Annotated in this window: 28 protein-coding genes, 1 tRNA gene and 1 pseudogene; 26 read left to right on the top strand and 4 right to left on the bottom strand. The window is 60.2% G+C overall.

The features are described from left to right. The first annotated feature begins 286 nt into the window (after positions 1 to 286). The 15 genes from BGO16_RS12010 (at position 287) to BGO16_RS11940 (ending at position 12,640) form a co-directional block, all read left to right on the top strand. On the top strand, positions 287 to 1,516 hold the full coding sequence (locus BGO16_RS12010; RefSeq protein WP_292618976.1) for a site-specific integrase: 1,230 nt from the start codon (positions 287 to 289) through the stop codon (positions 1,514 to 1,516). Positions 1,517 to 1,561: 45 nt separating this feature from the next. Further along, positions 1,562 to 1,747 carry a helix-turn-helix domain-containing protein gene (locus BGO16_RS12005; protein ID WP_292618974.1) on the top strand — a complete coding sequence of 62 codons (186 nt, stop codon included), beginning with the start codon at positions 1,562 to 1,564 and terminating at the stop codon, positions 1,745 to 1,747. Positions 1,748 to 1,764: 17 nt separating this feature from the next. Continuing rightward, complete coding sequence (locus BGO16_RS12000) at positions 1,765 to 2,154, top strand: hypothetical protein (protein WP_292618973.1); 390 nt, start codon at positions 1,765 to 1,767, stop codon at positions 2,152 to 2,154. A gap of 75 nt (positions 2,155 to 2,229) precedes the next feature. Beyond that, a complete protein-coding gene (locus tag BGO16_RS11995) occupies positions 2,230 to 3,162 on the top strand; it encodes a hypothetical protein (protein ID WP_292618972.1) in 933 nt (310 codons plus the stop codon). Positions 3,163 to 3,198: 36 nt separating this feature from the next. Beyond that, entirely contained in the window at positions 3,199 to 4,266 is a 1,068-nt protein-coding gene (locus BGO16_RS11990) for a major capsid protein (RefSeq protein WP_292618971.1), read from the top strand. Between the two features lie 159 nt (positions 4,267 to 4,425). Continuing rightward, complete coding sequence (locus tag BGO16_RS11985; RefSeq protein WP_363091949.1) at positions 4,426 to 4,962, top strand: head maturation protease, ClpP-related; 537 nt, start codon at positions 4,426 to 4,428, stop codon at positions 4,960 to 4,962. A 172-nt stretch (positions 4,963 to 5,134) separates the two neighbouring features. Continuing rightward, the gene (locus BGO16_RS11980; RefSeq protein ID WP_292618969.1) at positions 5,135 to 5,431 is read left to right on the top strand and encodes a hypothetical protein; all 297 of its coding nucleotides are present in this window, start codon (positions 5,135 to 5,137) and stop codon (positions 5,429 to 5,431) included. Between the two features lie 20 nt (positions 5,432 to 5,451). Next, on the top strand, positions 5,452 to 5,670 hold the full coding sequence (locus BGO16_RS11975) for a hypothetical protein (RefSeq protein WP_292618968.1): 219 nt from the start codon (positions 5,452 to 5,454) through the stop codon (positions 5,668 to 5,670). A gap of 97 nt (positions 5,671 to 5,767) precedes the next feature. Further along, entirely contained in the window at positions 5,768 to 6,148 is a 381-nt protein-coding gene (locus BGO16_RS11970) for a hypothetical protein (RefSeq protein WP_292618967.1), read from the top strand. A gap of 13 nt (positions 6,149 to 6,161) precedes the next feature. Next, positions 6,162 to 6,755 carry a hypothetical protein gene (locus tag BGO16_RS11965; protein ID WP_292618966.1) on the top strand — a complete coding sequence of 198 codons (594 nt, stop codon included), beginning with the start codon at positions 6,162 to 6,164 and terminating at the stop codon, positions 6,753 to 6,755. Positions 6,756 to 6,852: 97 nt separating this feature from the next. Further along, a complete protein-coding gene (locus BGO16_RS11960) occupies positions 6,853 to 8,514 on the top strand; it encodes a virulence-associated E family protein (protein WP_292618965.1) in 1,662 nt (553 codons plus the stop codon). Between the two features lie 830 nt (positions 8,515 to 9,344). Beyond that, a complete protein-coding gene (locus BGO16_RS11955; protein ID WP_292618964.1) occupies positions 9,345 to 9,608 on the top strand; it encodes a hypothetical protein in 264 nt (87 codons plus the stop codon). Next, a complete protein-coding gene (locus BGO16_RS11950) occupies positions 9,598 to 11,781 on the top strand; it encodes a hypothetical protein (RefSeq protein WP_292618963.1) in 2,184 nt (727 codons plus the stop codon). Before BGO16_RS11955 ends, BGO16_RS11950 begins: the two co-directional genes overlap by 11 nt. Before the next feature lie 3 nt (positions 11,782 to 11,784). Then, complete coding sequence (locus BGO16_RS11945) at positions 11,785 to 12,117, top strand: hypothetical protein (RefSeq protein ID WP_292618962.1); 333 nt, start codon at positions 11,785 to 11,787, stop codon at positions 12,115 to 12,117. A 130-nt stretch (positions 12,118 to 12,247) separates the two neighbouring features. Then, positions 12,248 to 12,640 carry a hypothetical protein gene (locus BGO16_RS11940; protein WP_292618960.1) on the top strand — a complete coding sequence of 131 codons (393 nt, stop codon included), beginning with the start codon at positions 12,248 to 12,250 and terminating at the stop codon, positions 12,638 to 12,640. A gap of 158 nt (positions 12,641 to 12,798) precedes the next feature. Here BGO16_RS11940 and BGO16_RS11935 read toward each other — a convergent pair. Then, positions 12,799 to 12,888, bottom strand: a tRNA-Ser gene (locus tag BGO16_RS11935). A 417-nt stretch (positions 12,889 to 13,305) separates the two neighbouring features. Continuing rightward, positions 13,306 to 14,427: an ROK family protein gene (locus BGO16_RS11930; protein WP_292618959.1), complete on the bottom strand. Its 1,122-nt coding sequence runs from the start codon at positions 14,425 to 14,427 to the stop codon at positions 13,306 to 13,308. 368 nt (positions 14,428 to 14,795) lie between these two features. Between BGO16_RS11930 and rplU the strand changes: the two genes are divergently transcribed. The 5 genes from rplU (at position 14,796) to proB (ending at position 19,036) form a co-directional block, all read left to right on the top strand. Next, on the top strand, positions 14,796 to 15,326 hold the full coding sequence (rplU, locus tag BGO16_RS11925) for a 50S ribosomal protein L21 (protein ID WP_292618958.1): 531 nt from the start codon (positions 14,796 to 14,798) through the stop codon (positions 15,324 to 15,326). 85 nt (positions 15,327 to 15,411) lie between these two features. Further along, positions 15,412 to 15,684 (top strand): 50S ribosomal protein L27, encoded by a 273-nt coding sequence (gene rpmA, locus BGO16_RS11920; RefSeq protein ID WP_292618957.1) that lies wholly within the window; start codon positions 15,412 to 15,414, stop codon positions 15,682 to 15,684. Between the two features lie 137 nt (positions 15,685 to 15,821). After that, positions 15,822 to 16,424, top strand: a complete 603-nt coding sequence (locus BGO16_RS11915; RefSeq protein ID WP_292618956.1) for a GNAT family N-acetyltransferase — start codon at positions 15,822 to 15,824, stop codon at positions 16,422 to 16,424. Between the two features lie 118 nt (positions 16,425 to 16,542). After that, entirely contained in the window at positions 16,543 to 17,622 is a 1,080-nt protein-coding gene (gene obgE / locus BGO16_RS11910; protein ID WP_292618955.1) for a GTPase ObgE, read from the top strand. Positions 17,623 to 17,896: 274 nt separating this feature from the next. Then, the gene (proB, locus tag BGO16_RS11905) at positions 17,897 to 19,036 is read left to right on the top strand and encodes a glutamate 5-kinase (RefSeq protein WP_292618954.1); all 1,140 of its coding nucleotides are present in this window, start codon (positions 17,897 to 17,899) and stop codon (positions 19,034 to 19,036) included. A gap of 95 nt (positions 19,037 to 19,131) precedes the next feature. Here the strand turns inward: proB and BGO16_RS11900 are convergent, their stop codons facing one another. Continuing rightward, positions 19,132 to 19,566, bottom strand: a complete 435-nt coding sequence (locus BGO16_RS11900) for a hypothetical protein (protein ID WP_292618953.1) — start codon at positions 19,564 to 19,566, stop codon at positions 19,132 to 19,134. Between the two features lie 306 nt (positions 19,567 to 19,872). Further along, entirely contained in the window at positions 19,873 to 21,003 is a 1,131-nt protein-coding gene (locus BGO16_RS11895) for an acyl-CoA dehydrogenase family protein (RefSeq protein ID WP_292618952.1), read from the bottom strand. A gap of 107 nt (positions 21,004 to 21,110) precedes the next feature. Between BGO16_RS11895 and BGO16_RS11890 the strand changes: the two genes are divergently transcribed. The 6 genes and pseudogenes from BGO16_RS11890 to BGO16_RS11865 all read left to right on the top strand — a co-directional run. Continuing rightward, positions 21,111 to 21,833, top strand: a complete 723-nt coding sequence (locus tag BGO16_RS11890; RefSeq protein ID WP_292618951.1) for a helix-turn-helix domain-containing protein — start codon at positions 21,111 to 21,113, stop codon at positions 21,831 to 21,833. A 233-nt stretch (positions 21,834 to 22,066) separates the two neighbouring features. After that, on the top strand, positions 22,067 to 23,359 hold the full coding sequence (locus BGO16_RS11885) for a glutamate-5-semialdehyde dehydrogenase (RefSeq protein ID WP_292618950.1): 1,293 nt from the start codon (positions 22,067 to 22,069) through the stop codon (positions 23,357 to 23,359). Between the two features lie 86 nt (positions 23,360 to 23,445). Then, entirely contained in the window at positions 23,446 to 24,114 is a 669-nt protein-coding gene (locus tag BGO16_RS11880) for a nicotinate-nucleotide adenylyltransferase (protein ID WP_292618949.1), read from the top strand. A gap of 245 nt (positions 24,115 to 24,359) precedes the next feature. Further along, on the top strand, positions 24,360 to 24,680 hold the full coding sequence (gene rsfS / locus BGO16_RS11875; RefSeq protein WP_292619028.1) for a ribosome silencing factor: 321 nt from the start codon (positions 24,360 to 24,362) through the stop codon (positions 24,678 to 24,680). A gap of 176 nt (positions 24,681 to 24,856) precedes the next feature. Further along, entirely contained in the window at positions 24,857 to 25,339 is a 483-nt protein-coding gene (gene rlmH, locus BGO16_RS11870) for a 23S rRNA (pseudouridine(1915)-N(3))-methyltransferase RlmH (protein WP_292618947.1), read from the top strand. Between the two features lie 119 nt (positions 25,340 to 25,458). Further along, positions 25,459 to 26,383, top strand: a pseudogene (locus BGO16_RS11865) (hypothetical protein); the annotation flags it as partial.

The following is a 26,383-nucleotide window of genomic DNA, read 5'->3' as shown; positions in this document are numbered from 1 at the left end:
TGTTTTGCCTTATCCTCTCCGGAAATAAGGGCTTTTCCGGCAAGTGGCGGAGAGGGAGGCGACGGCAGCCCTCTTCGCTGCTGTTTTCTGTTGTGGTTTGACGTAAAGAAACGACTGCGCCGCAAGGCTTTCCTCGCATCGCAGTGTTCAACGTTGTTCACGACAGTTCGCCTAAATTCGTTTGCTGTGCCAAAAGATGGTCGGGTTTACGAGAGGGCGAATCCGACGCAGCGGGTTCAACAGCAGATTCGGCCGGGTTCGAATCTCCGATTGTTTGGAGCCCCATATGACGCAGACTCGTCTCATCAACCGGCTTTCCGCCAAAAGCATATTAACCCTCACACGCAAGGCCCGCCACGCTGATGGCGGCGGGCTCTTTCTCGCAATCGACGGCCGTATGCGGAATTGGGTTTTCATCTACCGTGATCGCCAGACTCAGCGAAAGAAGGAAATGGGACTCGGGCCTGCGCCCGGTCCAGATAAGCACGGCGTGAGCATTGCAGACGCTCGGGCAAAGGCGGCAGAAGCGCGCCGGATGCTTTGGAACGGCCTAGACCCGCTCACGGAAAAGCGCACGGCGCGGGCTGCCGCCACGACTGAGACGTTCGGCCCGTTCGCGGACGCCTACGTCACCAACGTTTCCGGCGGCTTTAAGTCCGAAACCCACAAGGGCCAGTGGAAATTATCGATCGAGACTCACGCCGCGTCGCTTCGGCCGTTGCGTCTGGACACTATCACGACTGAAGACGTGCTTCGGGTGCTAGAGCCCCTATGGGAGAAGACGCCAGAGACCGGCAAGCGGACGCAGGGGCGTATAGAGCGAATCCTTGACGCCGCGCGCGCCAAGGGTTTGCGTACCGGCGATAACCCGGCGCGATGGAAAGGTCACTTGAAGGAGCTTCTAGGCAAGCGGAAAGGGCCGAAGGCTCACCACGCCGCATTAGCCTATCCTAAGATGCCCGCGTTCATGATCGATTTGCGGAAGCTGAAAAGCGTCTCTACGCTCGCGCTCGAATTTACAATCTTGAACGTGGCTCGCACTGGCGAAACCATAGGTGCGACGTGGGCAGAGATTGACTTCGCACAAAAGCTCTGGACATTGCCTGCCTTTCGCATGAAGGCGGCTCGCGAACATCGTGTACCGCTCTCGGATCGGGCGCTTGAGATTCTGAACTTGGTGCGACCGCCAAAAGTGAGGCCGTGCGACTTCGTCTTTCCCGGCGCTCGCAAAGGAAAACCACTTTCGGGCATGGCAATGCTGCAAGCGCTTCGCGGAATACATCCCGGAATCACGGTTCATGGATTCCGTAGCGCGTTCTCGGACTGGTGCGGCGATTGCTCTTCCTTCTCGGAAGAAGCTCGCGAGTTTTGTTTGGCGCACGTCAAGGGTGACAAGGCCGAAGCCGCCTATCGCCGTGGTGATGCGCTCGCCAAGCGCCGGAAGCTTTTGGAGGCTTGGTGCAGATTCTTGAATGGTGAGACCGGTAACCTCGCTTCGTTGGTTGAGGCGGCCTGACGCATGTGAACATTAGCGGGCGTTCATTTATTTGGAGCGCCCGCTATGTCCGACATTGAATTCTCCGACCGTGTGTTTACCGTCCCTGAAGCTGCCGCCCACTTGCGCGTGTCGCGAGTCACCATTTACGCGCTTATCAAACAAGGCAAGCTGATCCCTTTCCACATCGGCACTCGCACCCTGTTCAGCGGCGGTGAACTGGCCGCGTTCGTTGCTCGCGCCTCTCACTGATTGTTTCGTACCATACAATGGGCGATTCAACCGACAGTGATTGGCGTACGGCGTTTGCGGCGGAAAAGAATGGCGACGCATCGCTGCTCCTTGCCTTGATTCTCGAATCCGTTCCTCTCGAATTCCACGAGCAGACTCGCGCTGTTCTTCGCAGAATTCCGAAGCGCGGACCTTCCGACAATGACAGACGCATCGCTCGCGCCGTTCGCGATATCGAGAAAGCGACGCCCGCAGGCATGTCCTATTCCACGGCGACGCTATCCGCCGCATGTGCCGCCGCTGGCGTGAGTCCACACATCGTCGCCAGCTACCTTGAAAAGCGCAATCGTCAAGGCGTGACGATAGCCCTTGAAGAAATGGGGCATCATCAGCGACGCGGGTATCATCGAACGAAATTCTTACCGTAAGAATTGGTCACGTGACTTCTCGCGCGTGCGGCCGTTATCTTCGCAGCATCATTTTTACAGAGCGAAGATTTTAGCATGTTCGATATTACATCGCTACCCGCCGAAGCGCAGGCGATCATTACTCGCCATCAGATTCAAGATGCGGAACGGCTTGTGCGAAGCCGCTCCCGACTCAAAGAAAGCCAAGAGCTTCGACAAGATCGGATGCACGTAGTTCGCCTCCGTGACCGTCTCCTCGCCAACGCTGTGTTTAAGCGGAAAGGCAGCCACAAGCAGAAGCTGAACAACAGTGCGCCCGAGCGCGACGCCGATAAAGAGTTTCGGCGGATGGTTGACGGGTGTAATGCTGAAATCGATCGCTTCGACTCGCAAATCGCGAAGATGGAAGCCGAAGTGCCGCCTGCATGTCTGACCGCATCTCGCATCCTTTCAGAATTGGACCGCCTAGCGTCTTCGATTCTGGAGGAGTGCGCACGGCCGAAAGTCATCTTGATCGATGGAGAGCGGGATATCGCTGACGCGTTGCCGAGATTCCGCGAAAATGTCCGTCTAGCGAAGGCCGCGAAGCGATCAGCGGAAAACGAGCCGCTTCATGCTATTGACGTGAAGGAAGTCGCGCGACGCCAGATTAATCGCCTTGCGGCGCGGGGCGTGCCGATGGTCCAGCAGATGTTCGCGGGCGGCGGCATTGACTGGCCTAAAATCCAAAACCCGGCGAAAGTGGGCGCGAACTACAACCTGCAAATAGATGCGGCGGCGTTGCTCGCTTTCATGTTCAAAAAAGAGCTTATTGAAAAGCTGGATGGGCTCATTGACAGCTATGCCGATGTAGCCGGAACGCTCTCCATTGGTCAACGCGCCAAGCGTATTGCAGCGCTTGCCGCTGACATCGACGAGGCCGAGCGCATCGAAGCAGCAGCCGTTGAAGCCGTCATAGCCGATGGCGGCACTGCATTTCATCGTCCCGATATTTCTGTTCTTGCGGTTCTCTCGATGCGGACCGCTTAGACATTTTCACAACCCAAAAATTTTGGAGTCTTTCTTATGGCTAACATGGTTGATGCATTCTCATCTGACGTTTTCGATGTCGTTCAGACAACTGCGGCGATCAATGAATTGGACTGGGTTCCAGGCCGTGCGGGAACGCTCGCCTTTGAAGGTGTGGGCGAAGGCGTCGCGACAACTTCAGTTACAATCGAGTCGCTGCCGGAGGGCCTGAAGCTCATTCCGACTTCGCTTCGCGGTGCACCCGCACCGGTGGAAACCAAAGACAAGCGATCAATGCTGAAGCTGGATATTCCCTTCATCCAACTGACAGATTCTATCTTTGCCGACTCAATTCAGAATGTTCGAGCGTTCGGTTCGAATGAGTTGGAAAGCGCGGATAGCGTCATCAACAAGCAGATGGAGAAGATGAACCTCCGTCTTGACCTGACGTTGGAGCATCACAGGCTTGGTGCACTTCGCGGCGTCATTAAGGATGCGGACGGTTCGACTCTTTGCGACTTGTTTTCAGAGTTCGGATTCCTGAATTCGGATGGCATCGCAGCGGCCGAAGAATTCGAGTTCTCGCTCGATAATTACGGCGCTGTCGGCGTGGGCAATGCAATCCGGATTCAGTGCCAAGCCGTCAAGCGCTATATGAAGCGTCAGGCGAAAACCAACATCCCGGCGAACGCAAAGATTTGGGCCTTCTGCGGTGACAACTTTTTCGACAAGTTGCTGGAGCACCCATCCGTCCGCAGCACGTATGACGGTTACGGGGCAGCGCAAGCCGCGCTCGGCGGAAATTATACGTTTGATATTTTTGAGTACGGGGGCGTCTTTTGGGAGAATTACCAAGGGACCGACGACAATTCGACCGTCATCATCGCACCGGACGAATGCCGTTTCTTCCTAAGCGGGGTTCCGGGTCTCTATGTGGAATACTACGCGCCCGCTGATTTCATACCGCAAGCCAACACGATTGGTCTTCCGCGTTATGCGAGCGTTCAGGATGACAACAACCACGGCAGAAGCGTCAGCATTCTTGTGGAATCAGCACCGCTGCCGCTGTGCTTGCGTCCGCAGACGCTTTGTCGTGGCGTGATCGCGGAAGCGCCGTCAGCCTAACCCGAGATCGCGCGGCGGTGGGGCGGGTTTCCGAAAAGACCTTTCTGCCCGCCGCGTGCTGCGCCGCCGATTCTCCTAACCGAAGTCATCGGCGGTGCCGCCGGTCCCGTTCAGCCCCAAGCGGGACCGGCCCATTCTCTCCATGAAAGGTTTTTCATCATGGCTAAGTCGTGGTTTTCAATGCGCGCATCCGCTGGCGGCGATATCCCTTCAGGCTTCGCCCTATACAATATGCTGGATCGGCACCCGGCGAAGAAAATCGTGACGGTTGATGGCCTTGCTGCTTCCATGGCTTCGGTCATCGCGATGGCGGGCGACGAGATTGTGATGCCTTCGAATTCGATGCTCATGATTCATAACCCGTGGGGGGCGGTCAACGGCGACTCCGAGACATTGATTTCCTTCGGTGAAGCGCTCGCGAAGATGCGTGACACAATCGCGGAAACATATGTTGCGCGGTCCGGTCAACCGATGGACGACGTGCTTACGATGATGTCCCGCGAGACGTGGCTCTCCGCTCAAGAAGCGGTCGATATGGGCTTCGCGGATCGGGTTGAAGAACCGCGCAAGATGGCGGCGCGCGTCAACACCTCCAGATTCTTGAACACGCCGCTTGCCCTGCGCAAGATGGCGGTGGACTTCAAGCCGCGCTCGTTCGATGACATCGCGGCGAAGGTTTGGGGCCATGGCGTATAGTACGATTAGCCTTTTCCAGATCAGTCTCCGGATGAACCTTTCGCTCGAAAGGACTCGCCAAATTGTAAACAGTAAGAGTTTCCCGGCACCGATCTACAGAGATAATATTTGGGACAAAAAAGCGGTAGCGCACTGGTTTGAGCGTAATTGGCCGCCGCCCGAGGGTTGATCGGTGCGGTTGCTCTTCAACATAGATCACGGAATCGGTGGCACGATCGACGTGACCGCCGATTCCGCATATGTCGATTCCGCCAGTCGCGCGGCTTTGTTCCACGCTGTCATGTGCCAGACGGCCGACGCCCATGAGGCCGCCGCGCATTTGGGCCTGCGCTCCATCCGCGCCGTGCGCCGCGATCCGAAATTCCCCAAACCAATAATGATCGGCATGGAGCCGCGCTGGCTGCGTGCGGAGCTTGATCGTTTCGTTGGTTTAGAAACGAAAATAACAAACCGATACTGGGAGTATTGATTGAAACGTTGGAGTCAAAAATGAAATTTCCCAAAAACGGAATCATTGCAGAGAACATCGCTGCTATCGGCGGCGTCGCGCTGCCCACGGTTTACGCGCACATTCACTGGAAGACATTCCCGAAACCGCTAGGCAAATTTCTCGGCCGCCTTGTGTGGGACTCTCGCGCGGTTCAGCATTTCTATCGGACGCGCGTGGACGGCCGCACAACGCGAGCGAAGCGCCGCCGTGGCAAGTGAAACGATTCAAACGAGTTGAGGATCGTTACGGCGTTGTCCGAACGTACTGGCGGCGACCGGACGGCAGTTGGCAATTGATATTTTCGAGGCGAGTCAGATGAGTAAAGACAACGGAGACAAGATTCTGACGGTCGAAGGTTGTTTGCTAAAGGCACGCAATCTCGACGTATACACGTTTCGGGCTGAAGATGCCGATTTTTGTGTAGTTCTGAATTACGGCAAGATTCGAATCACGCTCGCTAGAGGTTTTCTCTACAGATACGCGTTTAGCACATTGAAAGAGGGCGACCCGATGGCTGTAGATTGGGCCGAAGCCTTGCCCATGCCTTTGAGTGATGATGTTTCCGTTAAAATCATGGTGGACGCCATCTACTTCAACCTCTCATCCGGAGATAAGTACAAAATACGTCGCTCGGCTTTTCGCGCGTGGCTTGATGAGGAAGACGGATGGGAGTTTCCCGGCTTGGAGCAAATTTAGAAGGAGACGAAACGTGCCCATAAAGATGACACCAACGCACACCGTGCCGTCTATGCTCTCGCGCATGACTAAACGTGCAGCGTCCATGGACTTTTGCCTTTTCCGACCGAAGCGCAAGGGGCAAGGTGGCCCTGTGTGCGCCTCTTTCGATCATGGCGCGAAAATCATCAAGTTTCCGCCCAACGCCATCGAATACTTCGGTCGCACAATGGGCGAATCGGACGACCCGTTTACCGCCCAAGAGTGGGATGACGACGAACTTGTCAGTCAATGTCGCACACCATTTGGTCTCGGTTTTCGAGTATTGCGGACAGGGCAAACACTCTGGCTTCATCGCGACGATATCCGCCGTTGGACTATGGGCGGTGATTTCCCAAAGTTGAGAGAGCAACCGCCACGCGCGCCCACGCCGATTCACGAAGATCGCGGCACGTTGCGCAACGCTCTACGCAACGTGATCCGCGAATGCAGCGACGCTGATGAGCGTAAGCGCATCCCGCCGACGCCGCCGGATTCAATTCTTAATGCAACCATATGGCAACGCGACGACGGCTACATTATGTACAGCATCGAATATGAACAAGCGCCGGTTGATGACTTCGGATGACGCGACAAAAGAAAAACCCGCCGAGCAGTGAAGCCCGGCGGGTTCAAGGAGACAGTCGAAGAAAAGGACAGTGAGGCAAACCGTCCGGAACGGAATTATGACTGATAATAGTATTGCTCAACCAACAAATATACCAGCACCGCGCCGAGGATGGGATAATCAAATCGATCTTGAGGACGCAAAGCAACGCTGCATCAAGAACGCGTCGCTATATCGGAAGACCGAAGAAGGGTTGCGGCTGCTATGGAACACAGCCCAAGACTTCTTCGATTGGGGCGTAACGCCAGAGTCGGCCGCTAATATTATTTGCGAGTACGGCTCACCAAAGGTCTCGCGCACTGCCGTCATCGATATCGTCTATCGCGCTTACGCCTCCAAATCTGATAAAGGTAACGTTCCCGGCCGCAACTCGCGCGCGCCGTTGCCCGAACCACTGCCGGACGATGACGAATCCGACGACTGGATGGAAGGCAGCGATGAATCCACCGAGCTTATCATTGCGCGCGGATTCAAGATGAACCGGAAGACGAACGTTGCGCCCGACACATATGCTAACGCGGAATACGCGGTGTTGAAGGCGGACCTCAAGCCTGCATGGAACGAGTTGAAACAGAACTATGAGTTCCGCACTGAGTCTCTGCCTTGGCCGGACGATTTCGGCCGCGTGCTTGACGACAAAGTAATGCGGCTCACACGGAAGTACATGCATGAGCAATACAAGGCCGCAGCATACACGCCCGATATCCACCACCTAGGTGAGGTGATAAAGACGCTCGCCTACCAGAACAAGTTTAATCCCATTATCGAGTACCTTGACGGGCTGAAGTGGGATGGCGTGGCGCGCGTCGATGGGTTGTTCTCCAATTATTTCGAATGCGATGATTCCGAATACACGCGCGCGGTCTCCCGCTGCTTCATGGTTGGGGCCGTGCGTCGCCAACGGCGGCCGGGCTGCAAGTTCGATACGATGCCCGTCCTGAAGGGACCGCAAGGCTATTACAAATCGACGGCATTGCGCGTCCTGTTTGGGGATGAGTGGTTTTCGGACGCTGATTTGGGCAACCTTCGCGACAAGGACGCCGCGATGAAGCTCCGGGGTATTTGGCTCCAAGAGTTCGCGGAGATCGGATCATTGACCCGCGCCGACGCTGATACCTTGAAAGCCTTCCTGAGTCGGGCGGTGGACCGTCAGCGCGACCCGTACGACCGAATGCTGAGTGAAGTCCCGCGTCGCAGCGTGTGTGCCGCCACGGTCAACGAGTCCGGATATCTTAAGGACGCGACCGGCGGCCGTCGCTTCTGGCCTCTCGAACTGCGCACAGCTATCGACGTGTCAAAGCTGGCGCGCGATCGGGACCAATTGTGGGCAGAGGCGTCAGTGCTAGAAGAGCGCCGCGAGCCTCTTACGTTGCCGGAATCGTTGTGGTCGGTAGCCGCTGAGCTTCAAAAGAATGAGACGGCGGATAACCCATGGGAAGATACCATCGCTGATTTTCTTGAGCAGCGAGAGCGCGACCACGTACGTTACAATAGCAACTTCGACCTATCAGAGGATGAAGACGACGACGAACCGCCGCCGCCCGATCGGGTTCATGCGGATGATTTGATGAATGCTCTCGATATACCCAAAGCTCAGAGGTCAACGGGGCAGGCGCAGCGATTGCGCACCACGATGGAGTCGATGGGGTGGGAGCACCGCCGTCAGGTAAAAATTTTCGGGCAGAATCGAGCGGGGTTTGTAAAAAGCACACAAGGGTAGAGGCGTAGAGTCAGCCTCTACCGCCGACTTTACCGCAGAAACCCTTGCAGCACAGTTGTTTCCTTCATTGGTAGAGTCGTAGAGTCATATACTATAAAGGGGGGGGGTATTTAGGGCTGTGTAGCTCATGCAATCCGGGGGGGGGGGGAATATGGCGGCAGGGGTCTACCCCTCTACGACTCTACCCTCACCCTTGGTGCGCCCCCATTTCCCGCAAGCGCCCGTGTCGCCACCTATTTACATGCAAGTGCATCTATCTCGATATCCGCACGACGCTGAAAATTTTCGAGTTGAGATAAAGAGAGAAGAACATTCTCTTCGAAGCCCACGCCTGAGTCCTCCCAAAAATTTTCGGGTCCTTCCGGGCCAAAAAGTAATGCGGGCAAGACACGGGGTCGGACTCTTCGCAGCTATGATAAAAATTTTTCACGGAGGTAGGTAAAGCGGCTGAAAATATTTTTCTCCGTGCGTTTGCGCTCGAGTCTGAGAGTGCTATCATTTGATCGGTTGATGGCGTCGAAACGTCCCGCGCCATTAACTTCCTCAGAAAGGGTCAGCGCATCACACCGCTGGCCCTTTTGATTTGTCCGCCGTTGTCCGACAATTCGTTGGCTGACGCCGCGCGTCTGACCGCCGATACTCCATCCAAAATGGAGATCGGCTTTGAAACGGAATCTGAAACGTCGTGCGCCCCTCACGGAGAAGGTGAGCGTCCGTCTACCCGGCGCGATGCTTTCCCGCGTTGATGCCCTCGCGATTTATGGCACGCCCCGCGCCATCGTTCTTCGCCGCCTCGTCGCTCGCGGCCTTGAGCGAGAGGAGGCTGTGTTATGACCGCTTCGAAAATCCGCGATGCAGCACTTTATATCTTACGATGCGCGGACCTCCCGTCCGCGCGCCGTGGCGAGTTGCTTATCACCGCTGGCATCGATCCCGATTATCACGCTGGAGCAAGCTGGCTGCGGATTGAAGCGGACGGGCAAATCGTATTTCGCGCGTGGTGGAATCCCGACGAGCCTGATGTGCTCGCGGCTGTCGTGAGTCATGGCCCGTGGGAATCAAATTTATTGGAGGCAAGCAATCATGGCTGGTAAATCATTTACAGTCCGAATCTCCCTAGCCGGTGGAGTGGATATTAAGAAGCAGCTTCAAGACATCGGATCATCCGGGAAGAAGGCGTTCGAAGATTTGGAGCGCGCGGCGAGTGCGAATTCGACTCTGGACAAGCTCGGCGTTTCCCTGAAGTCCGTGCAGGAAAAAGCGCAACAAGTCCGGGCCGAAATCGATAAAGGCCGTGAGGTGTTCAGCAACTTAAAATCAACGCTCAGCGACGTGGCCGTGAAGGTCACCGCCGTGGCCGCCGCCTTTTCGGCTGTCGGAGTTGGCGTCGCGGCTTTCGTGAAGGGATCGGCACAAAACCAAAAGAATATCCAAGATGCGGCCGACGCGGCGGGACTCTCGGCAAAGGAATATGAGAATCTGAAGAATGCGGCAGCACAAGCGGGCGTGTCCGGTGATGACTTCGCCAAGTCGATAACCGGCGTAAGCCGCGCGCTCGACGAGTCAGTGAAAAGAAATGAGCAGTATAATAACAGCGTTCGCGACTTGAAGCGTCAGCTTGCCAGCGGACAGATAAATTTCCAGCAATTTAGCACGTCAATGCAGAAGTTGAATCAGAACGCGTCGGATTCGCAGGACGCATTTACGCGACTCGGTGTTTCCACGCGCAATTTTGACGGCAGTCTGAAGAATCCGAAGCAAGCATTTGAGGGTTTGGCAGACGCCTTTCGCGAGTTGCCGGACGGCGCGACGAAGGCCGCGCTTTCCATGGAGTTGTTTGGGACGAAGAGTAGTTCGCTCGTTAGCTTTATGAATCAAGGTTCGCGCGGCATCGCGGCGTTCACTTTGGAGGCGCAACGGATCGCGCCGCCGCTGGATCAACTTGGGCGCAAGAATCTGCTCGCGGTCTCAACAGCGTTCGCCCGACTCGGCGCAGCCGCAACATCCGCGAAGGACTCGATCGCCGCGACGCTCGCGCCCTTGGTGTCGCAGAGTTTGAACGGCCTCACGGAATTCATCGCCAAGAATCGCACGGCGCTTGTTCTATTCGTGGCGGACATTACGGCGAAGGTGAAGCCTGTCATTGACGATTTGGTCGCGGTGCTCGAAGGCCGTGACGCGGATGTGAAATCTGACATGCTTCGCGGCGCGCGAGAGTCGGTCGTGGCTTTCGGCACCGCTGTTTCGAACGCCGTCACTAATATCATCATCCCGGCGCTCAGTGCTTTGATGTCAGTGTTCAACACGGTCGCTACAGGCATCAACACGATTTTCGGCACGAATTTGACCGGGACTGAGATTGCGGCGGCGCTCGTCATCGCGAAACTCGTCGGATCGTTTACGCTGCTAGCGTCGTCTATCTCAACCGTCGTCACAGTGTTCGGCGGACTTATCTCTATCTTCGGGGCTGCGACGATTGGAGCCGCAGCGTTGGGAGTCGCGATAGGGGCCTTTATCGTCTCGTCTGCGATTCGGATGGGCTCGCTATCGGAAGCGGCGTCGGCAGTCGGGCAGGCCATCAGCGACGCGTTTAGTGGTGCGCTTGATTTTGTTAGCTCACTGTTTAGCGGTCTCGTGGACGCTGCAAATGGAGCGTGGCAGGCCGTAAGAGACGGCGTGAGCGCCGCAGCCGATTGGGTCGTCGATCAATTCAATTCTGCTGTCGCTACCGTGAAGGGCTATTTCAGCGGCCTGATTGATCTTATCGCGAGCGTCGTCGCGAAAGCGCAGAGCGCGGCAAGCGCGATTGCTTCGGTAGTCGGCGGCGGCGATGGTGCGCCCGGCTTTGCCAGCGGCGGCTACGTCCGTGGAGCGGGCACCGGAACGAGCGACTCGATTCCTGCACGGCTCTCGAACGGCGAGTTTGTGCAGCCCTTCAAGGCCGTGTCTTATTATGGTGTCGGTATCATGCGCGCTTTGCAGAGTATGCGAATCCCGCGCGATCTTCTCGCGAGCTTCGCGGGCGTCGGCGGCGGCATCGCGTCTGCGCTCACACCTCCGATGACCGGTTTCCGAAATGGCGGTCTCGTGTCGGTCCCGGCGGTCGGGTCGGGCGCGAGCGGGCATCCCGTTCAGATACACCTGCCGGGTAATAAAATCATAGAAGGCCTTACGGCGACGCCCGATGCAGTCATTGAATTGCAGAAATTTGCCACAAGGTCTCAAATCATCAGCACGGGCAGGGCTCCGTCTTGGAAGGGAGCGTGAATCATGAGCGAGAGCATTGAAGTTTTGAGCTTTGCAATGTTGATGCGCGCTCTGACAAATGGGGCTGCGGCCATCAGCCATTTGGCCAAGCGCGACCCCGGTTTTTTCGAGCGTAGCTTCGCGTCGTGCGCCCTCGTGTTGGCGCTCTGGCCTGATGAGAAAGCAGAATCTGGAATCGGCTTTTTGACCGTTAAGCGCGTGAAACGCGCGGGCCTCGAACAAGGTTTGGAGGTTCTGCCCGTGGTAAGCCGGGAGGCTGCTGGCGCGTTGCTGCATCGTTTTGGCGATGACGCGTTGCGAGCCGAGTTTGCCGACTACATTAGGCCCTTGAACTGAAGGGCCGTGCGACCTGTTTTCGATTTTGGGTTACCTGTTTTCGAAAATAAGTAAGCAAAATCAAATACTTGACTCCTGTTTCAGCCCGTGGCTAGATCGCCTTGGACGGGCTGAAACAGGAGTTAACCATATGGATCAGACAGTTCGATTCCGCGATTTCGCTGGCGCGCTCGCCGCGCTCCGTTCCCGCCGCACGGCGTCGGGGTGTGTTCCTTCTTATTCGGTTCTGAGTTGGCTCGGGCGTCGCCGGTTTGGGGCATGGCGTTTCGAGAGCGCCAGCCTTCGCGGCGGCGTGATGACAGCGCGCTTTCGGGATTCAACTGGCCGCCTGACCGTCCGCAATAGAGACGATCGGCCGGGCTTTTCGCTGTCGGTGCGGGGGCAACATCGCGATTTTGACTTGCACGTCAATTCCGCCGCGACCGATCCTGTAAGGGTTGAGGTGTGCCGCGAAGGCCGTCTGACCGTGGAGCGGCCCCCGATGCGCCCGAAAGAGTTCATCCGCCGCTTTCTCGGCGCGTAGCGGCCCTGTGGGCGAGCCGGGCCGGATCGAGCCCGGCGCGGCTGAAAGCCTGCTACGCGGCCGATTCTAAGCCCTTGGGAGGGACGGATAAACGGTAGGGTTGACCCAGACCGGCCTTCAAAAAGCATCTAGAAAAACAATCGTTTAGGTGCTATTTTTGGCGGAGAGGGAGGGATTCGAACCCCCGATAGGCTTGCACCTATGCCGCATTTCGAGTGCGGTGCATTCGACCACTCTGCCACCTCTCCTAAGGTGCATGCTGGCGGTGGATCGCCTTTAGCGCGGTTTCGGGGAAGCGGACACCGGCTCGCATGAAGAAACGCGCGCCTTGATACATCGCCGCCCGTTCAAATGCAAAACCCAAACATGACCGGGCTGGTTCGGCGGGCCGTGGAGGGGCCCGCCCGGCGTTCTGGAAAAGTGGGACCGCCGGACGCGATAATAACCGGCGGTCCCGTGCCGCGTCATTAAAATCGTGGCCGGAAGTGCGGCTTCGCGGACCACCTGCGCGACCATGCGACCGTAGCGGTCTTTGCAAAACCGGCAATGCGATCCTGATTTTAACCTCACCAATCAAGGTTACTTTGTCGGGACAGCGCCGTCCGCGTCGTGGCATATCCGAGCGCGGCGGCCAGGCACCGAAAGGGCCACGCGCGGGCGGTTTGTCAGTCCTTCGCTTTTTTGTCCTTCTTGTCCTTGCCGTCGTCGGACTTCTTGTCTTTCTTGTTGTCCTTCTTGCGATTGGTGAAACGCGCGTTGCCGAGGCCCGTGCCGATGGTCAGGACGCCCCAGCGGGTGACGTCCTGCATGTAGGGCATTTCGCTCAGGCCCTGCGCCAGACCGTCATTGTGCATCAGCACGGTGGTGTCGTGGCCGCCGATCTCGGGAATGGCCTCGATCAGCGACGCCGGCAGGTTGAATCGGCTGCTCTCCCAGTTGCCGGGAAGATTTTGCGCGCCTTTCTCGATCGATCCATCCTCGTCGATCACGCCCGGGCAGGAAATGCCGATGAATGGCGCGAGCTTCAGTCCCTCCTTGTCCGCCTGCGAAATGAGGTCCTTCAGCATTTTCACGAGCTTCTTCACCGCACCCTCGCGGGTCGGCTCATCGTCGGCGTGACGCCACAGTTCGGATTTCCACACCCCGGCCTTGGAGAGGTCGGCGGCCTTTTTCCAGCGGGTTTCGACCACGCCGCAGCGGATGTTAGTGCCGCCGATGTCGACCGCCAGGATGCTGTCAAACGCCTCGAAGATCCACGATGGCGCCAGGTGCAGGCAGCCGATCAGCCCGGCCTCGTCGGGATCGAAGCGGATCGGGATCAAATGGACCTTGTGACCCTGGCTTTTCAGCAACAGGTCGGCCCGGGCGATCGCGATCTCGCCGACCCGGCTCTTGCGGAAGCCGCCGCCGACCACGATGCACTCGGTATCGGCCCATGCCTTGGTCTTGAGGAAGCGTCCCGTCACATAGGCGAGCTCCTGCGCGAACTCCTCGATGGCGCCATGCACCAGGGCGGCGGCCTCGATATCGTCGCCGATCAGCGCCTCGTCCAGCGAGCCCTTGGCGATTGCTTGGGACGGGGTCTTGCCGAGCGGGTCGTCGCCGTTTTTCTTCAGCGGTTTGCGCAGGCCGTCGAGGATCCTGCGGAAGGCGCCCTTGCAGGCGCGGTCGCCGAGAAAGCCCTCGTCGTCTTTCAATTCGATGTTGTAGCTGTCGACATCCACCGATGGCAGCCGCAGAACCCCATGCTTGCCGATACCCGCCGTCGTCAAGGTGTCTTCTGCCATCGTTGCCCCGCTCCCTGGTCGTTTTGGCGGGGATCAACGGTCAGGGAACCTTTTTGTTTCATGGCGATCGAACCGGAAGCGGGAAGGATGAGCGCCGAATCGCTGATAATCGGCTCTTCCCGCGCCTCGCGCCTTGACTCCCCGCCTTTGGCGGCTATAAGTCGCGCAGCCGGCGCAGGGGTACCCTTGGCGCCGCTTGTTTTTGTGTGACCGCAGGGGCATGTCCCCGGTTACGTGAAAAACCCATCGGGCATTTCTGGGCAAAGCGGCATCCGGTTTGTCGTTCGAAAATGCTCTTGACCTAGCGACTGATAAAAAGCCGGCCCGGACTTGTCCGAGGCCGGGATCGAACACGAAGGAATAGAACGATGTTCGCAGTCATCAAAACCGGCGGCCGCCAATATCGCGTCGTTCCGGATGATGTGCTCGAGATTGGCAAGATCACCGGCGAGGTCGGAACGATCGTGCAGCTTGGTGAGGTTCTGGTGCTCGGCGGCGACACGCCGGTGCTCGGCGCGCCTACGGTGGCCGGCGCTTCGGTCGCTGCGGAAGTGCTGCAGCACAAGCGCGGTCCGAAGGTGATCGCGTTCAAGAAGCGCCGCCGCAAGCATTCGAAACGCAAGCGCGGTTATCGCGACGAGATCACGGTGCTGCGGATCACCGAGATCTTGGCTGACGGCAAGGCCCCGACAATCGGACCGCGCCCCAAGAAGGAAAAGGTCGTCGAGCCGGCCGGAGGCGAGAGCGACGGCGACGAGGCGCCCAAGGCCGCGGAGAAGAAGGCCGATTCGAAGACGTCGGCCAAGACGCCCGTGAAGAAGGCGCCGGCGAAGAAGGCGGCCGCCAAGAAGCCGGCGGCCAAAAAAACCGCGGCCAAGAAGGCGAAAAGCGACGAATAAGAGCGATTAAAAATCTCCGTGAGAAAAAGTGAATGCTTCTGTCACGGAAATGATCTAGAGATACGGACGAGACTGGAGACGAGCGATGGCTCACAAAAAGGCAGGCGGTTCTTCGCGGAATGGACGCGATTCGCACGGCAAGCGCCTTGGCATCAAGGCGTTTGGCGGCGAGCACGTGATTCCCGGTAACATTATCGCCCGCCAGCGCGGCACCACCTGGCATCCCGGCCTTAATGTTGGCATGGGCACCGACCACACGCTGTTTGCCAAGGTTGAAGGTCGCGTTGCGTTTCGTGCGAAGGCCGGCGGCCGCACGTTCGTATCGGTGGTCCCGATGACGGAAGCCGCGGCCGAGTAGACGGTGGATGATATTGCGTCCGCCGGTCCCTGTTGAACCGGCGGAGCATGAACGGCTTCGATGGGGAGGCGGGAAACCGGCCTCCCTTTTTAGTTTGCGTTTGCATATGGACCTGCGTTCGCATCACGGAGCCGACCATGCTGCAGGACATTCCGACCCCGACCCTCGCGCTGCGCCAGACGCGGCCGTTCATTCTCGAGACCGAGCGGCTGAGCCTGCGCAAACCGACGCTGGCCGACGCCAGGGTCATTGCCGCTCTCGCCAACGATCGCCGGATCGCGGAGATGGCGCGCCGCCTGCCGCACCCCTACACGCAGGAGGAGGCGGTTCGCTTTGTCGACGCCGTCGCCGGCGACAGCAGCGAGACCGTGTTTCTGATCGAGCACAATCACGTTCCCGTCGGGGTGGCTGGCGTCGACTGGAGCGAGCCGGACGCGCCCGAGCTTGGCTACTGGGTCGGCGTCGACTACTGGGGCCGGGGTTTCGCCACCGAGGCGGCGCGCGCGGTGATCGATTACACCTTCGAGGCGTTCGCGGTCGACCAGTTGCGCTCCGGTGCGCGCGTGGTCAATCCGGCGTCGCGTAACGTGCTGGAGAAGTGCGGCTTCCAGTGGACCGGTGTCGAACTGCATCGCTCCAGGGCGCTGGGATCGTCGACGCCGGTCGATCGCTTCCGCCTGTCGCGAGGCGTTTGGTCGTCGTTGAAGAACTGGAGCAGCGCCGCGCGCCGCGAACGGTAACAGCCGAACCCGTTAGGGCACGAACGATGCAATTGAGCGCCGGGTCAATCCGGCATGACGAATTGATGGTGCGTCGCGGCGGTTGCCTCGCGACCGCGCGTAACTTACCTAATCCACCATGAAATTTCTCGATGAAGCCAAGGTCTATATCCGCTCCGGTGACGGCGGCAACGGCTGCGTGGCGTTCCGTCGCGAGAAGTTCATCGAGTTCGGCGGACCTTCCGGCGGCAATGGCGGGCGCGGCGGCGACGTCATCGTCGAGGTCGCCGACGGTCTCAACACGCTGATCGACTATCGCTATCAGCAGCACTTCAAGGCGCCGAAAGGCGCTAACGGCATGGGCTCGGACCGCCACGGCGCCAACGGCAAGGATATCGTTCTCAAGGTGCCGCTCGGTACCCAGATCATCGACGAGGACCGCGAAACCTTGATCCATGACTTTACCAGCGTCGGCGAACGCTTCGTGCTGGCCGAAGGCGGCAATGGCGGGTTCGGCAACGCCCACTTCAAGTCGTCCACCAACCGCGCGCCGCGCAACGCCAATCCCGGCCAGCCCGGCGAGGAGCGCTGGATCTGGTTGCGGCTGAAGCTGATCGCCGATGCCGGCCTTGTCGGCCTGCCCAATGCCGGCAAGTCGACGTTTCTATCCAAGGTCAGCGCGGCGAAGCCGAAGATCGCGGACTATCCGTTCACCACGCTGCACCCGCAGCTCGGCGTCGTGAATGTCGATGACCGCGAATTCGTGCTGGCGGACATTCCGGGCCTGATCGAGGGCGCGCATGAAGGCGCGGGTCTCGGCGACCGGTTTCTGGGTCATGTCGAACGCTGCCGCGTGCTGCTGCATCTGGTCGACGCCACCTGCGATCATGCAGGCCGCGCTTACAAGACCGTGCGTGGCGAACTGGAAGCCTACGCCGGAACGCTCGCGGAGAAGGCCGAGATCGTCGCGCTCAACAAGATCGACGCGGTCTCGGCCGAGGACCTGAAGAAGCAGCGCGATCGCCTCAAGCGTGCCGCCAAGAAAACACCGCTGCTGCTGTCGGGCATCACCGGCAAGGGCGTCGGCGAAGCGTTGCGGGCGCTTGCCACCGTGATCGGCGAGGCGCCGGTGTCCGACAAGGCGAAGGGCACTGAGGTTTCGGCCGTGCCGGCTGGCGCAACAACGCCGGTGGCGCAGGCCAAGCCGTGGTCGCCATAGAGCCTTCCGATTCTCATGGAATCGGAAGCGGGGTCTATGATTTTGATTCGACGCCTTTTCTTCTCGCGAACCGGTTTCCATTTTCGGGTCGAGCCCGAGGACATGCTTCGCGCAAAAACGCTTTAGACGATCCCGTGGCCGGGTTGTCCGTCATTCCGGCAAAGTCACGAACTGGCGCTTCGAAGGAAACTGACCCGGACCGGCATTCCGCTTTCCAAGGCGTCGCTTTCATGTGATGAAAGCGGCGCCTTCGCTCGATTGATCGCCGACCACCATGTCCAGCCTGCATCTCAAGAGATTTCGCCGCATCGTCGTCAAGGTCGGCTCGTCGCTTTTGATCGATTCCGATGCCGGCGAGGTCCGCGCAGCGTGGCTGACGGCGCTGGCCGCTGATATCGCCGGTCTTCATGGCGAGGGACGCGACGTGTTGATCGTTTCGTCGGGCTCGATCGCGCTGGGCCGCAGCCGGCTCAAGCTGCCGCGCGGCACGTTGAAGCTGGAGGAGAGCCAGGCCGCCGCCGCGGTCGGGCAGATCGCGCTGGCGCGGATCTGGTCGAAGGTGCTGGGCGATCACGGCATCGGCGCCGGGCAGGTTCTGGTGACGTTGCAGGACACGGAAGAACGCCGCCGCTATCTCAATGCGCGCTCGACCATCGCGAAACTGCTCGAATGGCGCGCTGTTCCGGTCATCAACGAGAATGACACGGTCGCCACCAACGAAATCCGCTACGGCGACAACGACCGTCTCGCCGCGCGCGTCGCCTCCATGGCGAGCGCCGACCTGCTGATTCTGCTGTCGGACATCGACGGGCTTTACGACGCGCCGCCCCATCTCAATCCGGATGCGAAACTGATTCCGCTTGTGAAGCGCGTCACCGCCGACATCGAGGCGATGGCGGGGAGCGCCGCCTCCGAATTGTCGCGCGGCGGCATGCGGACCAAGATCGAGGCGGCGAAGATCGCGACCACCTCGGGCATCCACATGCTGATCGCCTCGGGCAAGATCGATCATCCGCTGCAGGCCGTCATGGACGGCGGCCGTTGCACCTGGTTTCTGACGCCGGCGAATCCGGTCACGGCGCGTAAACGCTGGATCGCCGGTTCGCTGGAGCCGAAAGGGACGCTGATCATCGATGCCGGCGCGGTCGCGGCGCTGCGTGCCGGCAAGAGCCTGCTTCCTGCCGGCGTGATCCGGGTCGACGGGCAATTCGCGCGAGGGGACGCCGTCATCGTGCGCGGCCCGAATACGCATGAGATCGGCCGCGGTCTCGTTGCCTACGACGCCGACGACGCCGAGAAGATCAAGGGACGCTCGTCCTCCGATGCGGCGCAGATCCTCGGCATCAGCGGCCGGGCCGAAATGATCCACCGCGACGATCTCGTGGTTGGCGGGCAACGCGGCGACGCTGGCTAGATGGGAGCGGATCAGGTTTGATTGAATCGTCAAGCCCGGCTTTATGCCGGGCCATGACGAGTCCTGGAGTATTTTCCGGCTAAGTGGAAGACGGTTCAGCTAACCATGCTGGAGCCAATCATAGAGCCGGAGATCGTGTAGATAAGTCCCATCGCGGTGATTCCAAAAGCGGCGGCCGCCATCGGCAACAATATCTCGGTGGCTGCCTGCCCGGCGCTCTGCTGACTGCCCCAGACCGCAAATTTTCCCGAGATCCAATCCCGGAACGGGACCTCGTTCGGATGTCTGTCGTAGTCGGGCTGATGTCTGTACCACACCAGGAACGACGCACTGAAACACAGGCCAGCCACCAGAAACAGAACGGTGATGAAGGCCAGCGGAAGTGCGACGAGGCTCTGCCTGTCGAAAAACAGCCAGGCCATCAGGACGAACCAGGTGACGAAGCCTGCGGCGATCTTTGGAATCGTGGAGTGAAGCTGAGTGTACGTCTCGTTCGCCGGGTGATCATGAGCGACAATTTCTCTAGTCATGGAGAATGCCTTTCTTGAGATGGCGCGCAATGCGGGCTTGGCGGGTTGAGGTGGCGGGACGCCACGCCGCGTCAAGAGGGACTGGCGCGACCTGCATTGAGCTAGCCAGCCGTACGAATATAAAACGGCGTCGAACTCGGCGGGTTTCGCTTTCACGAAGAATTGGACGGATGCGACGGCGCGTGATGCCGTGAACCCGGCTGGCGCGCGCGACTTGCGCGGCCTGTCTTCATTTGAAAGGATCGATGGCCCGGACGCGTCCCGCCGAGCCTGATTCATAACAGCCGAAAGACGTCTGGCCGTGGCTTACGCTGCATCCGCGATCGGATCGAGACCGAGAGCGACGCGGCCGGTGAACCGCTGCTGCCGTTTCGCCGGGAGCGGGTGGAATTGCGCGCCGTGCGCGTCGCGCAGCAGGCGTTCGAGCCCGGCCTTGCGATAGAAGCCGGCGCCGCCGGCCACTTCCAGCGCCTTCTCCACGGTCGCCAGCACACCGTCTGCGACGATGGTCTTGCGCACCAGCATGGGACCGGTCACCTCCAGGCCCATCGTGACGTCGAAGTCGTTGGTCAGGCGGACCATATCGTCGATCGCGAGTTGAACCTTGGTCAGTTCGTTGGCGAGTTCGCCCAGAAGATAAGGCACTGTGGGATCGTTCATGCGCTTTTTTGCAAGCCCGGTGCCGATCGCCGCCGCTGCCTCGGCGATGCCGGCATAGACCGACATGATCAGGGGCATCGCGACCGTCAGGATCACGTTCCAAGCGGGATGAAAATGGCCGCGCGGCCGCCGCAGCGCGACCGCGTCATCCGGTACGAACACGTTCTCCAGAACGATGGTCTGCGATCCCGTCGCGCGCATGCCGAGCGTCTGCCAGTCGTCGCCAAGTGACACGCCCGGCGCATCGAACGGCACCGCGAAATGCAGCACCTGCCAGCCTTCGTCAGGATCTTCGAACGGCGCCGATGTCATCAGCAGGCCGCCTTTGGGCGAGCCGCTGCCGAAGGGCTTTCGTGCATTGACCCGGAAGCCGCCATTGGCACGCTGCGCCAGACCGTTTGATTCCATCCAGTCGGCGGCGCCCGTTGAGATCAGCACCAGTTCGGACGCTGCGACCCGTTCCAAAAGCTTCCGCCCCGGCCGGCCCTGGCGGTGATTATAGACAGCCGCGGCGACGAGATGCTGGTGCATCGACAGCGCAAGCGCCGTCGAGGGACAGTAATGTGCAAGCTCGCGCAGGAAACGGCACATGGCGCTGTACGCAACGCCGCCACCGCCGAACTCCCTGGGCACCAGCGCGGAGAACACCTTGTGTTGCGTCAGCACATCGTAGTGGTCCGCGACGAAAATATCCCCCGCATCGCGCTCCGCGGCGCCTTCGGCAAAACGCGGGCCGATGATCTGCACGAGCGCCTGAAGGTCGAGATACCCTGTCATAACCGGCTCCTGATGCTGGACGTGGAGGGATCGTGCGCCCGTGGCGTCGAATTTCAACTTCAATATGTGAAGTTGCCTGGCGTGAGGCCCGGGGATAAGATTTGTCCATGCGCGAAGCACGGAGTTACGGCCAGTTCTGTCCGGTCGCCATTGCCAGCGAGGTGCTGGCGGAACGATGGACGCCGCTCGTGATCCGCGAACTCCTGTGTGGCAGTGTCCGCTTCAACGATCTGCAACGCGGTGTGCCGCGAATGTCGTCGGCCCTGCTGGCGCGGCGGCTGAAGGAATTGCAGCACGCAGGCATCATCGAGCGCCGCACCGGCTTGCACGGCGGCGCCGAATATCATCTGACGCCCGCGGGCAAGGAATTGTTTCCGGTCATCGAAGGCATGGGACTGTGGGCGCAGCGCTGGCTGCGCCGCGATCTGGTGGATGCAGGCAATCTCGATCCGAATCTTTTGATGTGGGATGTCCGGCGCAATGTCGCGGCCAGAATTCCCCATCACGACCGCCGTCACGTCACCGAGTTCCGGCTGTCCGGGGTGCCGGCCAACCAGCGCTGTTACTGGCTGGTGTTCGAGGGCGACGCCGTCGATCTCTGCTACAAGGATCCGGGCTTCGAGGTGAACCTGTTCGTGGCCGCCAGCCTGCGCTTGCTGACCGAGATCTGGCTCGGCCACATCGCGATCGACCGCGCCATTCGCGACGACCGGCTTCGCCTCGACGGAGCGCGCCGAGACGTGGCGGCCTTTCGGTCATGGTTCGCGCTCAGCACGTTCGCGCCGGCTGGTGCAAGACCGACCGGCCAGGCTGAGTTGGCTGCTCAATAGCCGGCCGGTCGCAAGTGTGCTAGTGTCCCAATTCCGAAGTTCGTATACCCTTGCAGCAACCTCTGATGCGAACTTCGGAATCAAAGGGACACTAGCAACTTTATGATTCTAGTGTGGTTTAGGTTCAGAAGTTCGCTTGACGGACTTGATTGAGCACCGAAGCGAACTTCTGAACCACCACACTAGGACATGACTATAAGAGAAAAACTGAACCGCCAGGAATTCTGCCTGACATGACGGCCTCCCTGAAGGCGGTCGGCGCCTCGGCCGATCTGCCCGCTTTGATGAGCGAGCTTGCAACGCAGGCGCGCGCCGCCGCGCGCGTGCTCGGCCTCGCATCGACGACGCAGAAGAATCAGGCGCTCGATGCGATCGAGCGCGCGATCCGTAGCCATGCGGCCGCGATTCTCAAGGCCAATGCCGAGGACGTCACCGAGGCGCGCGCCGGCGGCGCTGCTTCCGCGTTCCTCGATCGTCTGACGCTGACGCAGGCGCGCATCGATGCGATGGCCGATGGCGTCAAGGTGGTGCGCGGGATCGACGATCCGGTCGGGCGCGTCACCGAAAGCTGGCAGCGCCCCAATGGAATGACGATCGAGCGCGTGCGCGTACCGCTCGGCGTCATCGCCGTGATCTTCGAGAGCCGCCCCAACGTCTGCGCCGATGCCGGCGTGCTGTGCCTGAAATCCGGCAATGCCGTGATCCTGCGCGGCGGCTCCGACAGTTTCCGCTCATGCCGTGCGATCCATGATTGTCTGGTCCAGGGCTTGCGCGAGGCGGGCCTGCCCGAAGCGGCGATCACGCTGGTGCCGACGCGCGACCGCGCCGCGGTCGGCTTGCTGCTCGGCGGGTTGAACGGCGGCATTGACGTGATCGTGCCGCGCGGCGGCAAGAGCCTTGTCGCGCGCGTCGAGGCCGAGGCGCGCGTGCCGGTGTTCGCGCATCTGGAAGGCGTCAATCACGTCTATGTCGATGGCGCAGCTGATCTCGCGATGGCGAAGGCGATCGTGCTCAACGCCAAGATGCGCCGTCCCGGCATCTGCGGCGCGGCCGAGACGCTGCTGGTCGATCGCGCCGGCGCGGCGAAGGCGCTCAAGCCGCTGGTCGAAATGCTGATCGATGCGGGCTGCGAGGTGCGCGGCGACGCCGCCGTGCAGGGCGTCGATGCGCGGGTCAAGCCGGCAACCGATGACGACTGGGATACCGAATATGAAGCTGCGATCATCGCCGCGCGCGTCGTCGATGGCGTTGGCGAGGCGATCGATCATATCCAGCGCCACGGCTCGCACCATACCGATGCGATCGTGACCGACGATTCAAAGATTGCCGCGAGGTTTCTTGACGAAGTGGATTCGGCGATCGTGCTGCACAACGCCTCGACGCAATTCGCCGACGGCGGCGAATTCGGCTTTGGCGCCGAAATCGGCATCGCGACCGGCAAATTCCATGCGCGCGGGCCGGTCGGCGCCGAGCAACTCACCAGTTTCAAATATCGCGTTCACGGCGCCGGACAGACCCGGCCGTGAGCGCAATGTCATTTGGGCGCGCATGATGCTTTCGCCAAACCGCAGGCGCTACGGCGGATCACGTGCCTGCTTGCGCGGAGACTGACTTGGGGCTGCGTTCAGTCGCTTCGTCGTGCGCCCTCCCGCTTCATTCCGACGGCATGCGCATCGGTCTGTTCGGCGGCTCGTTCAATCCGCCTCATGCCGCGCATCGCGCCGTCAGCCTGTATGCCTTGAAGCGGCTGAAACTCGATCGGGTCTGGTGGCTGGTTTCGCCCGGCAACCCGCTCAAGGACCGGCGCTCGCTGTACGATCTCGCCGAACGCGCCGCAGCCGCGCGGGCGACGGCCGGGGATCCGCGGATCGATGTCAGTTGTCTCGAAGCTGTCATCGGAACGCGCTACACCGTCGATACCATCACCTATCTGCGGCGCAGGTGCGCCAATGTGCATTTTGTCTGGATCATGGGCGCTGACAATCTGGCGCAGTTCCATCGCTGGGAGAACTGGCAGCGGATCGCCGCTGAGGTGCCGATCGCAGTGATCGACCGCCCGCCGCAGAGTTTCCGTGCCCTCGCGGCGCCCGCCGGCCAGGCCTTGGCGAGGTGGCGTCTGCCTGAGGCCGAGGCCACCCGGCTGGCGACCCGTCTCCCGCCCGCCTGGGTCTTCCTCACCGGAATGAAGTTGAGTTTGTCCTCGACCGGGCTGCGGAACGGAGATGGAACATGGAAAAGCGTGGCCGGGAAACATGAGGCCGCCGCACCACTGGAATATTGAAACCCTCCCGCCTACATGCGTAATATAGTCTATTGGCTGCCGCCGGGATTCGGCGTGTCCGATACAGCGAAAGGAAATCGTCCCTGACCGCATCTGTATTGCCCAGGTCCTCCTCGTCCAGGTCCTCATCGCCCAGGTCGTCTTCGAAGAGAGCGGCATCGAAGACTGTCAAGTCGGACGCAGACAAGGCTTCGCCGGACGCCGTCGCCTCAAAGGCGCGACCCGACGTCGAGGAGACCCTCAAGCTGATCCTTTCCCGCCTTGATGATATGAAGGCGGAAGATACGGTCACCATCGACCTGCGCGGCAAATCGGCTTTTTCAGACTACATGGTCGTTACGACCGGTCGCTCCAACCGGCATGTCGGTGCGGTCGCCGAAAACGTCGCCAAGGCTCTCAAGGAAACCGGGATCAAGAAGGTCCATGTCGAGGGCCTGCCCAATTGTGACTGGGTGCTCATCGATTCCGGCGATGTGATCCTGCACGTCTTTAGGCCCGAGGTTCGCGAATTCTACAATCTGGAGAGGTTGTGGGTACAAAACACGGCGACGGCGAAGACGGTCTGAGCCGGCGCCGCTCTGCCAACGGTCGGTCGCTCCGTTCAATGAGCGAGTGCTTTTTCCGCTTCTGACGGTATCGGAAGTGACCTTCGATGATTTTGGTGTGACGCGTTTTCGTCACGCCAACGACGCCGTTCCCGGGGCAACCCGAGGAGCGCTTGAGAACGCTGTAACTTGCGCGGATGCGACTCGCCGTCATTGCCATTGGCCGTCTCAAGCAGGGTCCGGAGCGGGAGCTTTCCGACCGCTACCGCGGACGCTTCGATGACATTGGCCGCAGGCTGGGATTTCGCGGCCTCGACGTCCATGAAATTCCGGAAAGTCGCGCCCGCGATTCCGAACAACGCATTCGCGAAGAGGCTGCTTCGATTCTCGCCTTGATCCCGCAGGAAGCGCTTCTGGTGGCGCTGGATGAAAGAGGCAAGAACATCGACAGCGCCGCGTTTGCGGCTCATCTCGGCCGCTGGCGGGATGAGTCGGTGGCGAACACGGTTTTTGTTGTGGGCGGTGCGGACGGACTTTCGCCCGAATTGCGGCGCAGGGTTAAGCTGAGCGTTGCGTTCGGCGCGGTCACCTGGCCGCATCAGATCGTGCGCGTGATGTTGCTGGAGCAGATCTACCGGGCCGCGACCATCCTGGCCGGCCATCCTTATCACCGCGGCTAGGCGGTACGAACGATTTAACTATCCAAGCCAGATGGCGACGGCGGCGAGTTTGACGAATCGTTATATGCCGGCCTGATTGGATCGACATGGTGCAAGCAGACGAGCGCCGATTGCCTGACATGCGATTGACCCACGTGACACGAGGCATCGTTTCAAGACAAGTGGCCGCGCGCGACGGACAACCGTCTGCCGTGCTGGTCCTTGCGGCCTGTCTGCTCGCCGGCGTTTCGTCCGCGGCTCTATCCGCTGCGAGGGCGCAGGCAGCGGGAACGCCCGCGCCCTCCGCCGCCGTCCCGTCTGCCGACGATATCAAGCAGCGCGAGCAGGAGTTGGAGGCGGTGCGGGCACAGCAGAAGAGCACCGCCGAACTCCAGGAGCGGCTGAAGGTCGACATCGCGGCGATCGGCCAGAACCGCGCCAAGCTCAATCAACAGTTGATCGAGACTGCCGCCGCGGTTCGGGATATCGAAACCAAGATTACAGAGGCCGAAGCGCGCCTGCTGCCGCTCGACGCACGCGAGCAGGAAATCCGCGGTTCGCTCGATTCGCGGCGTTCGGAGATCGTGGAAGTGCTCGCTGCCCTGCAGCGTGTCGGCCGCCGCGCGCCGCCGGCTCTGCTGGTGCGGCCGGAGGATGCGCTGCAATCCCTGCGGACTGCGATATTGCTAGGCTCCGTGGTGCCGGAGATGCGCGGGCGCGCTGAAAGGCTCGTGGCGGATCTCGATGAACTCGTCAGCCTGCGCAAATCCATCGCCGCCGAACGCGACCGGATGGCAGCCGATCGCGACAAGCTCAAGGCCGAACAAACCCGGTTGTCGACGCTGGTGGACGAACGGCAGCGGCAGCAAAGCAGCTTCGAAAAGGATATGGCCGCGGAAGGCGCGCGCGCAGTCGAACTGTCGCATCAGGTCGACAGTCTGCAGGGCTTGATCGCCAAGATGGAGCAGGATCTGAAGAGCGCGGCCGAGGCGGCGGCGATAGCCAGCCGGAAGGGCGCTCCCGCGCCGCTCAACGGCAAGCCGAATCTCGCTGCTCTCAAGGATC

This window comes from Nitrobacter sp. 62-23 (assembly GCF_001897285.1).
GTDB lineage: Bacteria > Pseudomonadota > Alphaproteobacteria > Rhizobiales > Xanthobacteraceae > Nitrobacter.
Note: the sequence above shows the minus strand (reverse complement) of the source record. Positions and strands in the feature narration are given on the sequence as shown.

Coding starts and splice junctions, on each gene's coding strand:
- BGO16_RS11950 (WP_292618963.1), top strand. CDS start 9,598: ATGGCTGGTAAATCATTTACAGTCCGAATCTCCCTAGCCGGTGGAGTG.
- rplU (WP_292618958.1), top strand. CDS start 14,796: ATGTTCGCAGTCATCAAAACCGGCGGCCGCCAATATCGCGTCGTTCCG.
- rpmA (WP_292618957.1), top strand. CDS start 15,412: ATGGCTCACAAAAAGGCAGGCGGTTCTTCGCGGAATGGACGCGATTCG.
- BGO16_RS11975 (WP_292618968.1), top strand. CDS start 5,452: ATGAAATTTCCCAAAAACGGAATCATTGCAGAGAACATCGCTGCTATC.
- BGO16_RS11900 (WP_292618953.1), bottom strand. CDS start 19,566: ATGACTAGAGAAATTGTCGCTCATGATCACCCGGCGAACGAGACGTAC.
- BGO16_RS11970 (WP_292618967.1), top strand. CDS start 5,768: ATGAGTAAAGACAACGGAGACAAGATTCTGACGGTCGAAGGTTGTTTG.
- BGO16_RS11990 (WP_292618971.1), top strand. CDS start 3,199: ATGGCTAACATGGTTGATGCATTCTCATCTGACGTTTTCGATGTCGTT.
- BGO16_RS12005 (WP_292618974.1), top strand. CDS start 1,562: ATGTCCGACATTGAATTCTCCGACCGTGTGTTTACCGTCCCTGAAGCT.
- BGO16_RS11955 (WP_292618964.1), top strand. CDS start 9,345: ATGACCGCTTCGAAAATCCGCGATGCAGCACTTTATATCTTACGATGC.
- rlmH (WP_292618947.1), top strand. CDS start 24,857: ATGCGACTCGCCGTCATTGCCATTGGCCGTCTCAAGCAGGGTCCGGAG.
- BGO16_RS11890 (WP_292618951.1), top strand. CDS start 21,111: ATGCGCGAAGCACGGAGTTACGGCCAGTTCTGTCCGGTCGCCATTGCC.
- BGO16_RS11940 (WP_292618960.1), top strand. CDS start 12,248: ATGGATCAGACAGTTCGATTCCGCGATTTCGCTGGCGCGCTCGCCGCG.
- BGO16_RS11960 (WP_292618965.1), top strand. CDS start 6,853: ATGACTGATAATAGTATTGCTCAACCAACAAATATACCAGCACCGCGC.
- obgE (WP_292618955.1), top strand. CDS start 16,543: ATGAAATTTCTCGATGAAGCCAAGGTCTATATCCGCTCCGGTGACGGC.
- BGO16_RS11930 (WP_292618959.1), bottom strand. CDS start 14,427: ATGGCAGAAGACACCTTGACGACGGCGGGTATCGGCAAGCATGGGGTT.
- BGO16_RS11885 (WP_292618950.1), top strand. CDS start 22,067: ATGACGGCCTCCCTGAAGGCGGTCGGCGCCTCGGCCGATCTGCCCGCT.
- BGO16_RS11945 (WP_292618962.1), top strand. CDS start 11,785: ATGAGCGAGAGCATTGAAGTTTTGAGCTTTGCAATGTTGATGCGCGCT.
- BGO16_RS11985 (WP_363091949.1), top strand. CDS start 4,426: ATGGCTAAGTCGTGGTTTTCAATGCGCGCATCCGCTGGCGGCGATATC.
- BGO16_RS12010 (WP_292618976.1), top strand. CDS start 287: ATGACGCAGACTCGTCTCATCAACCGGCTTTCCGCCAAAAGCATATTA.
- BGO16_RS11915 (WP_292618956.1), top strand. CDS start 15,822: ATGCTGCAGGACATTCCGACCCCGACCCTCGCGCTGCGCCAGACGCGG.
- BGO16_RS11895 (WP_292618952.1), bottom strand. CDS start 21,003: ATGACAGGGTATCTCGACCTTCAGGCGCTCGTGCAGATCATCGGCCCG.
- BGO16_RS11995 (WP_292618972.1), top strand. CDS start 2,230: ATGTTCGATATTACATCGCTACCCGCCGAAGCGCAGGCGATCATTACT.
- BGO16_RS12000 (WP_292618973.1), top strand. CDS start 1,765: ATGGGCGATTCAACCGACAGTGATTGGCGTACGGCGTTTGCGGCGGAA.
- proB (WP_292618954.1), top strand. CDS start 17,897: ATGTCCAGCCTGCATCTCAAGAGATTTCGCCGCATCGTCGTCAAGGTC.